Here is a 292-nt window from a genome sequence, read left to right as displayed (position 1 = left end):
ACTCTTTTTGTTTTCCTCTTTTCACTAGCAAGCATTCAGCTCGCAGCTCAAACCAATCACAGTTCCGCAAACGAAGTCCAATCTCTCTTGGGAGAATTGAGGGAGATTCACACGCCTCAAGGAATTGATATCCTGGATCAAATTGTCCTCAATGGCGCCAAACAGTGGATCAGCATACGGGGAAGAGATAAGGCAAATCCGGTATTGTTGATTCTCCATGGTGGTCCAGCCAGTCCCTTATTGCCAGTGAGTTGGGCATTCCAGACCCCTTGGGAGGAGTTTTTCACGGTAG

At 47.6% G+C, this 292-nt stretch carries 1 pseudogene; it reads left to right on the top strand.

Annotation, left to right across the window (positions count from 1 at the left end):
- A pseudogene (locus ACNKXV_RS14390) lies at positions 1 to 292 on the top strand (hypothetical protein); the annotation flags it as partial.

Origin of the sequence: Christiangramia aquimixticola (assembly GCF_048285835.1) — a bacterium.
Taxonomy (GTDB): Bacteria; Bacteroidota; Bacteroidia; order Flavobacteriales; family Flavobacteriaceae; genus Christiangramia; species Christiangramia aquimixticola.
The sequence above is the reverse complement of the archived record's forward strand: the minus strand, read 5'-3'. Positions and strand labels throughout refer to the sequence as shown.